Origin of the sequence: Micromonospora sp. SL1-18 (assembly GCF_047921505.1) — a bacterium.
GTDB lineage: Bacteria > Actinomycetota > Actinomycetes > Mycobacteriales > Micromonosporaceae > Micromonospora.
This window is the reverse complement of sequence record NZ_JBLROA010000252.1, coordinates 1-312: the sequence shown is the minus strand read 5'-3', so window position 1 is coordinate 312 and position 312 is coordinate 1. Positions and strand designations below refer to the sequence as shown.

The following is a 312-nucleotide window of genomic DNA, read 5'->3' as shown; positions in this document are numbered from 1 at the left end:
AGAGGGCATCTCGATCATGCATGTTGTGATGTGTCTGTTTCGGGTTGATCGTCGCGCCAGGGCAGGGTGGCTTCATTGGTAAGGCGCCGGCTCATGTTGTCGATCATGGCCCAGTGGATGTGAGCCCGCGAGTGCTCTGGTGACGTTTCGTAGTCACGGGCGAGTCGGCGGTGGAGCATGATCCAGCCGTTGGTGCGTTCGATCGCCCACCTCTTGGGTACCGGCTGGAACCCTTTCTGGCCTGGGGCTTTCGACACAACCTGCACGTCGATGCCGTGGGCAGCGCCGCGTTCGATGACGGTGGCGCGGTAG

The 312-nt window shown here is 61.9% G+C and carries 1 pseudogene; it reads right to left on the bottom strand.

What is annotated here, in order from left to right:
- Window positions 1-14: 14 nt before the first annotated feature.
- Window positions 15-312, bottom strand: a pseudogene (locus ACNAW0_RS30820) (IS5/IS1182 family transposase); the annotation flags it as partial.